The organism is Delftia sp. K82 (assembly GCF_002193035.1).
In the GTDB taxonomy this organism is placed as follows: domain Bacteria; phylum Pseudomonadota; class Gammaproteobacteria; order Burkholderiales; family Burkholderiaceae_C; genus Comamonas; species Comamonas acidovorans.
The window spans coordinates 634,370-641,150 of sequence record NZ_MYFL01000003.1; the positions used below are offsets into that span (position 1 = coordinate 634,370).

At 69.2% G+C, this 6,781-nt stretch carries 7 protein-coding genes; 5 read left to right on the plus strand and 2 right to left on the minus strand.

The window, feature by feature from the left end; all coding sequences use genetic code 11:
- The first annotated feature begins 115 nt into the window (after positions 1-115).
- Genes KDK82_RS19760 through KDK82_RS19770 form a run of 3 tightly spaced genes read left to right on the plus strand, consistent with a single transcriptional unit; the run spans position 116 to position 3,394 of the window.
- Positions 116-1,087: a tripartite tricarboxylate transporter substrate binding protein gene (locus KDK82_RS19760; protein ID WP_088165984.1), complete on the plus strand. Its 972-nt coding sequence runs from the start codon at positions 116-118 to the stop codon at positions 1,085-1,087.
- 22 nt (positions 1,088-1,109) lie between these two features.
- A complete protein-coding gene (locus KDK82_RS19765; protein WP_088165985.1) occupies positions 1,110-2,366 on the plus strand; it encodes a CaiB/BaiF CoA-transferase family protein in 1,257 nt (418 codons plus the stop codon).
- A gap of 41 nt (positions 2,367-2,407) precedes the next feature.
- The gene (locus tag KDK82_RS19770) at positions 2,408-3,394 is read left to right on the plus strand and encodes an MDR family oxidoreductase (protein ID WP_088165986.1); all 987 of its coding nucleotides are present in this window, start codon (positions 2,408-2,410) and stop codon (positions 3,392-3,394) included.
- 24 nt (positions 3,395-3,418) lie between these two features.
- On the opposite strand, the gene ybeY is transcribed toward KDK82_RS19770, so the two are convergent.
- Together ybeY and KDK82_RS19780 are read right to left on the minus strand one after the other, a co-directional pair.
- Positions 3,419-3,877 (minus strand): rRNA maturation RNase YbeY, encoded by a 459-nt coding sequence (ybeY, locus tag KDK82_RS19775; protein WP_012203154.1) that lies wholly within the window; start codon positions 3,875-3,877, stop codon positions 3,419-3,421.
- Positions 3,878-3,953: 76 nt separating this feature from the next.
- Complete coding sequence (locus KDK82_RS19780) at positions 3,954-4,925, minus strand: PhoH family protein (protein WP_012203155.1); 972 nt, start codon at positions 4,923-4,925, stop codon at positions 3,954-3,956.
- A 125-nt stretch (positions 4,926-5,050) separates the two neighbouring features.
- Between KDK82_RS19780 and ruvA the strand changes: the two genes are divergently transcribed.
- Together ruvA and ruvB are read left to right on the plus strand one after the other, a co-directional pair.
- Positions 5,051-5,623 (plus strand): Holliday junction branch migration protein RuvA, encoded by a 573-nt coding sequence (gene ruvA / locus KDK82_RS19785; RefSeq protein ID WP_012203156.1) that lies wholly within the window; start codon positions 5,051-5,053, stop codon positions 5,621-5,623.
- Positions 5,624-5,630: 7 nt separating this feature from the next.
- The gene (gene ruvB, locus KDK82_RS19790) at positions 5,631-6,716 is read left to right on the plus strand and encodes a Holliday junction branch migration DNA helicase RuvB (RefSeq protein WP_088165987.1); all 1,086 of its coding nucleotides are present in this window, start codon (positions 5,631-5,633) and stop codon (positions 6,714-6,716) included.
- Positions 6,717-6,781: the final 65 nt, after the last annotated feature.

Genomic DNA, 6,781 nt, shown 5'->3' on the forward strand with positions numbered 1-6,781 from the left:
CCCGGGGGTGGGGTGATTACCAGAGGTTTGCCATCCATCCAAACATATCACTATTGGAAATGGGCCTGCCGTTCTATCGTGACCCCACGACGACAAGCGACAAGGAGACAGGACCATGGACAGACGCGTCTTTCTGGCAGGCAGCCTGGCGGCTGCCGCGCTTCCGCTGGTGCGGGCCAGCGATTTTCCGAGCCGGCCGGTGCGGGTGATTTCTCCGTATGCGGCGGGCGGGGGGCCTGATGTGCAGTTGCGCCAGGCCGGCCCGGTGCTGGGGGAGATCCTGGGGCAGTCCATCGTGATCGAGAACAAGGTGGGTGCGGCCGGCGTGCTGGCCGCGCAGTATGTGGCGCAGCAGCCCGCCGATGGTTACACCTGCCTGATGGGCTCCAACACCCACCTGATCCAGAAGCTGCTGCAACCGGGCCTGCGCTTCGACCCCATCGGCGACTTCACGCCCGTCAGCAACCTGGCCTCGTCGCCCACGGTGCTGGTGGTGCGTGCCGATGCGCCCTGGCGCACGGCCCGGGAGCTGATCGCGGGGCTGAAGGCCCAGCCGGCGCAGGCCAACTACGGCTCGGGCGGCATAGGCACTTCGGCCCATCTGGCGGGCGCCACGCTGGTCTCGCTGGCGGGCCTGCAGGTCACGCACATACCGCTCAAGGGATCGGTGGAGATTGCGGCATCGCTGATCCGCGGCGATACGCAGTATGCGTTTCCGGTGGCGGGCACCGGCATTCCCCAGGTGCAGGGCGGCAAGCTGCGGGCCCTGGCGGTGACCAGCCGCAAGCGCCTGGCGCAGCTGCCCGAGGTGCCCACGCTGCAGGAGGTGCTGGGCAGCGAGCTGGCGGTGCAGGAGTCCTGGTTCGGGCTGTGGGCTCCGGCCAGGACGCCCCCTGCTGTGGTCGAGCGCCTGCACGCCGCCGTGCGCCAGGCCGCCGCCCAGCCAGCGCTGCGCGCCTCGTTCGAGGCTGTCGGCAACGAGGCCACGGCCAGCGCTTCGCCGCAGGCCTTCGCCGATTTCGTGCGCAGCGAGAACCGCAAGTGGGCCGCCATCATCGAGCTGGCCGGCATCACCGCCAACAGTTGAACCAGGGAAAGGCAAGACGGGTATGGACAAGCCGCTGCAAGGAGTGCGCGTCATCGACATGTCGCATGTGATCGCGGGGCCGCTGGCCTCGCACTACCTGGCCCAGCTCGGGGCCGAGGTCATCAAGGTCGAGCCCACGCGTGGCGAGGTCATGCGCAACAGCCGGACGCCCGGCGAGCCCGGGGGCGGCATGCCTTCGGGCTTCGTGGCGCTCAATGCGGGAAAGCGTTCGCTGTCGGTGGACATCCGCCAGCCCGAGGGTGCGGACATCGTGCGTGCCCTGGCGCGCACGGCCGATGTGTTCATCGAGAACTTCCGCCCCGGCGTGGTGGCGCGCCACGGCCTGGGCTACGAGGACATCCGGGCGGTGCGTCCCGCCGTGGTGTACTGCTCCATCTCGGGCTTTGGCCAGCAGGGCGAGTGGGCCGGGCGGGGCGCCTATGACCATGTGGTGCAGGCGCTCACGGGCATGATGATGATGGCGGGGAGCGACGAGGAAGCGCCGCCCGTGAAGGTGGGCTTTCCCGTGATCGACGTGGCGGTGGGCATGCTGGGGGCGCTGTCGGTCACGGCGGCCCTGCACCAGCGCAACGCCTGGGCGCCTGGCGAGCGGCGCAGCCAGCACATCGATGCCTCCATGCTGCAGGCCTCGCTGATGCTGATGTACCCGCATGCCTGTACCTATCTCACCCATGGCGTGGAGCCACGGCGCGTGGGCAACCGGGGCTATACGGGCAGCCCGGCGGCCGACACCTACCGGTGCGCCGACGGCTGGCTGTCCACGGCCGCCAATACGCCGCAGCAGTTTCGCAGGCTCGCCAGCGTGCTGGGGCTCGATGCGCTGTGCGAGGACGCCACGCTGCTCGACCTCGATGCCTTCAACGCGCCCGAGGGCGGCTTTGTTGCCGCGCGCGATGCGTCCGCGCTGCAGCGGCTGCAGGCATGTCTGGCCGAGGCCTTCGCCGCACGCAGCGCACGGGACATGGAAGCCCGGCTCAACGCCGTGGGCGTGCCTGCCGCCAGGGTGCGGCGCCTGGGTGAATTCCTGGGCGAGGCCCGCGCCGCCGGCACCGTGTCACCTGTGAGCTATGGCGCCGGCGGCGCTGCGGTGGACACTCCGGGACTGGGGTTCCGGTGGATGGATGTCGAGCCCCTGCCGGGTGCGCCGGCCCCCGTCCTGGGCGATGGCAATCTCGCGCTGCTGCGGGAGCTGGGGATGGCGGACGAGGCCATCGCCCGCCTGTGCCGCAGCGGCGTGCTGGGCGCGCCGCAGTCCTGATTGCCTTTGGATTCCTTTGCCACTGCCTTGCTGGAGATTCCATGTTCAAAGCCTTGCTGCTGACCCAACCCGTACCGCGTGAAACCCGTGCCGAGTGTGTGGAGCTGGACGAAGCCAGCCTGCCCGCCGGCGCGGTGCGCGTGGCCGTCTCGCATTCCACGCTCAACTACAAGGATGCACTGGCCATCACGGGGCGCTCGCCCGTGGTGCGCCAGTTCCCCATGGTGCCGGGCATCGACCTGGCCGGCACGGTGCTGGACAGCGAGGACGCGCGTTTCCAGCCCGGCGATGCCGTGCTGCTCAACGGCTGGGGCGTGGGCGAGACCCACTGGGGCGGGCTCGCCCAGCAGGCGCGCGTGAACGGCGACTGGCTGATCCGCCGGCCCGAGGCCTTCAGCGCACGGGATGCCATGGCCATAGGCACGGCCGGCTATACGGCCATGCTGTGCGTGATGGCGCTGCAGGCGCATGGCATCACGCCCTCCAGCGGCCCGGTGCTGGTGACGGGGGCCAATGGCGGCGTGGGCAGCATTGCCGTGGCCCTGCTGTCGCGCCTGGGTTTCGAGGTGCACGCCGGCACCGGGCGGCCCGAACAGGCCGAGCACCTGAAGGCGCTGGGCGCGGCGCGGATCGTGGAGCGCAGCAGCCTGGATGCGCCCGGCAAGCCGCTGCAAAAGGAGGTCTGGGCGGCGGCCGTGGACAGCGTGGGCAGCCATACGCTGGCCAATGTGTGCGCCAGCCTGCGCTACGGCGGCTGCGTGGCGGCCTGCGGACTGGCCCAGGGGCTGGACCTGCCGGCTTCCGTGGCACCGTTCATTCTGCGCGGCGTGTCGCTGCTGGGCATCGACAGCGTCTATGCGCCGCAGGCGCGGCGCGAGCAGGCCTGGGCGCGGCTGGCTGCCGAACTGCCGCGCGAGGTGCTGGAGCGCAATACCGAAGAGGCGGGCCTGGCCGAAGCGGTTGCGCTGGCGCCCAGGCTGCTTGCCGGCCAGGTGCGCGGCCGGGTCGTCATCGATACGGCGCGCTGAGGCCCGCGCGGGCCCTGGTGCCGCCTACTTGGCGTAGGGGTCGGCAAAGCCCAGCTCGACCATGATCTCGGTCTCGTAGGCTTCCATTTCCTCGGCGTCCTGCTCGCTGGTCTCATGGTCCCAGCCCTGGGCATGCAGCGTGCCATGCACCAGCAGGTGGGCGTAGTGCTCCTCCAGCGTCTTGTTCTGCTCGCGCGCCTCGCGCTCGACCACGGGGGCGCACAGCACCAGGTCGGCCATGGCGGTGGGCTCCTGCTGGTAGTCGAAGGTCAGGACGTTGGTGGCGTAGTCCTTTTGCCGGTATTCGCGGTTGAGCTGCTGGCCTTCCTCGGCGTCGACGATGCGCACGGTGATTTCGGCATCGACGGCCAGGGCGTGGCGTATCCAGCGCGTGACCTTGCTGCGGGACAGCACGGCGCGGTGGACGGGCGCCTCGGCAAAGCGCGCGAATTGCAGGGACAGTTGCAGTTGGTTCAGGGACATGGGAGGAGGCGTGGGCGTGAGCTTGGGCGTGTGCTTTGGGGCGCCCGTGGGCGGGCGTCTGCTGTGGCTGTCGGGATCAATGCGCTGCAAGGCGCGGTGCGGCACGGCGTGCCGGGGCCTGGCCGCGTGCGTCGTAGGCGTCCACGATGCGGGCCACCAGCGGGTGGCGCACCACGTCGGCGCTGGTGAAGTGGTTGATGGCGATGCCCTTGACGCGCTTCAAGACGCGCTCGGCATCGATCAGGCCGCTCAGTGCGCCCTTGGGCAGGTCGATCTGGCTGACGTCGCCCGTGACCACGGCGCGGGCGCCGAAGCCGATGCGCGTGAGGAACATCTTCATCTGCTCGGGCGTGGTGTTCTGCGCCTCGTCCAGGATGACGAAGGCGTTGTTCAGCGTGCGCCCGCGCATGAAGGCCAGCGGCGCGATCTCCAGCACATTGCGCTCGAAGGCCTTTTGCACCTTCTCGTAGCCCATGAGGTCGTAGAGCGCGTCGTACAGCGGGCGCAGGTAGGGGTCGACCTTCTGCGTGAGGTCGCCGGGCAGGAAGCCCAGGCGCTCGCCTGCCTCCACTGCGGGGCGCGTGAGCACGATGCGCTGCACGGCGCTGCGCTCCAGCGCGTCCACGGCGCAGGCCACGGCCAGGTAGGTCTTGCCGGTGCCGGCCGGGCCGATGCCGAAGGTGATGTCGTGGCGGGCGATGTTCTCCAGGTAGGCCGACTGGTTGGCCGTGCGCGCGCGCAGGTCGGGGCGGCGCGTGGACAGCTGGATGGCGTCCTGGGGCTGCTCGATGAGTTCGGTATCACCGGCCAGCATCAGTTGCAGGGAGTCGTCCAGGATGGGGTCGTCGGCCATCTCGTAGAGGGCCTGCAGCAGCTCCAGTGCGTCGTTGGCCTTGGCCTTGGGGCCGTCGATCTTGAATTGCTCGTGGCGGTGGGCGATCTTGACGCCCATTGCGATCTCGATGGTGCGCAGGTGCGCGTCGGCCGGGCCGCAGACGTGGCTCAACCGGTTGTTGTCGTGGGGTGTGAAGGTGTGGCGCAGGATCACGCGGATAATTCCAGAGATTCCGGGCGGCGGCCAGCGCGAGGGCGTGGTGCCATACCCTGTGAATGGGCCGGCGTTCGGTTGCGGACGGGCATGAAAAGCCGCCCCCAGGGCGGCAAAGGACACCAATGATAGGCAAATTGACAGGAACGCTGCTGGAAAAAAACCCGCCCGAGGTGCTGGTGGACTGCGGCGGCGTGGGCTACGAGGTGCAGGTGCCCATGAGCACCTTCTACAACCTGCCCGCCAGTGGGGCCAAGGTCAGCCTGCTGACGCACTTCGTGGTGCGCGAGGATGCGCAGCTTCTGTACGGTTTTGGCACGCACAGCGAGCGCCAGGCGTTCCGCGAGCTGATCAAGATCACCGGCATCGGCCCGCGCATGGCGCTGTCGGTGCTCAGCGGCATGAGCGTGGAGGACCTGGCCCAGGCCGTGACGCTGCAGGAGGTGGGCCGCCTGGTCAAGGTGCCGGGTATCGGCAAGAAGACGGCCGAGCGCCTGCTGCTGGAGCTCAAGGGCAAGATCGGCGCCGATACGGGCGCGCAGTCGCTGTTCGTGAACAACGATCAGAACGACATCGTGCAGGCGCTGATGGCGCTGGGCTATTCCGACAAGGATGCGGCCGCCGCGCTCAAGAAGCTGCCGCCCGACGTGGGCGTGACCGAAGGCATCAAGCTGGCGCTGAAGGCGCTGGCCAAGTGAGCGGCGCATGAGCATCCATACCGACGATTTCGGGCAGGGCGGCTTTGCGCAGGGGGGCTTTGCGCCAGACAAGGCACCGGAAAAGCCGCGCATGATTTCGGCAGCGCCGGTCTCGCGCGGGGAAGAGGCCATGGAGCGCGCCCTGCGCCCCAAGCTGCTGCAGGAGTACGTGGGCCAGGCCAAGGCGCGCGAGCAGTTGGAGATCTTCATCGGCGCGGCCCGAAAGCGCAATGAGGCGCTGGACCATGTGCTGCTGTTCGGCCCGCCGGGCCTGGGCAAGACCACGCTGTCGCACATCATCGCGGCCGAGCTGGGCGTGAATCTGCGGCAGACCAGCGGCCCCGTGCTGGAAAAGCCCAAGGACCTGGCGGCGCTGCTGACCAACCTCGAAGCCAACGATGTGCTGTTCATAGACGAGATCCACCGCCTGTCGCCCGTGGTCGAGGAAATCCTCTACCCGGCGCTGGAGGACTACCAGATCGACATCATGATCGGCGAGGGGCCGGCGGCGCGCTCCATCAAGCTGGACCTGCAGCCGTTCACGCTGGTGGGCGCGACCACGCGCGCGGGCATGCTGACCAACCCGCTGCGCGACCGCTTCGGCATCGTGGCGCGGCTGGAGTTCTATACGGCCGAGGAGCTGGCGCGCATCGTGCGGCGCAGTGCAGGCCTGTTGAACGCGCCCATCGATGACGAGGGCGCCTTCGAGATCGCGCGCCGCTCGCGCGGCACGCCACGCATTGCCAACCGCCTGCTGCGCCGCGTGCGCGACTATGCCGATGTGCGTGGCGACGGCAGCATCACGCGCGAGCTGGCCGACCGTGCGCTGGCCATGCTCGATGTCGATCCCCAGGGTTTCGACATCATGGACCGCAAGCTGCTGGAGGCCGTGGTGCACCGCTTCGACGGCGGCCCCGTGGGCCTGGACAACATCGCGGCCAGCATCGGCGAGGAAGCGGGCACCATCGAGGATGTGATCGAGCCCTACCTGATCCAGCAGGGCTTTTTGCAGCGCACGCCGCGCGGGCGCATGGCGACCCAGGCGGCGTACCGCCATCTCGGGTTGCCGGTGCCGGAAAAAGACACCCCCTGAGCGGCTGTGCCGCTTCCCCCTCTCTCGCTTCGCGGGAGTGGGACGACACCCTCGGTGCGGGGCGG

Coding starts and splice junctions, on each gene's coding strand:
- KDK82_RS19760 (WP_088165984.1), top strand. CDS start 116: ATGGACAGACGCGTCTTTCTGGCAGGCAGCCTGGCGGCTGCCGCGCTT.
- KDK82_RS19765 (WP_088165985.1), top strand. CDS start 1,110: ATGGACAAGCCGCTGCAAGGAGTGCGCGTCATCGACATGTCGCATGTG.
- KDK82_RS19770 (WP_088165986.1), top strand. CDS start 2,408: ATGTTCAAAGCCTTGCTGCTGACCCAACCCGTACCGCGTGAAACCCGT.
- ybeY (WP_012203154.1), bottom strand. CDS start 3,877: ATGTCCCTGAACCAACTGCAACTGTCCCTGCAATTCGCGCGCTTTGCC.
- ruvA (WP_012203156.1), top strand. CDS start 5,051: ATGATAGGCAAATTGACAGGAACGCTGCTGGAAAAAAACCCGCCCGAG.
- ruvB (WP_088165987.1), top strand. CDS start 5,631: ATGAGCATCCATACCGACGATTTCGGGCAGGGCGGCTTTGCGCAGGGG.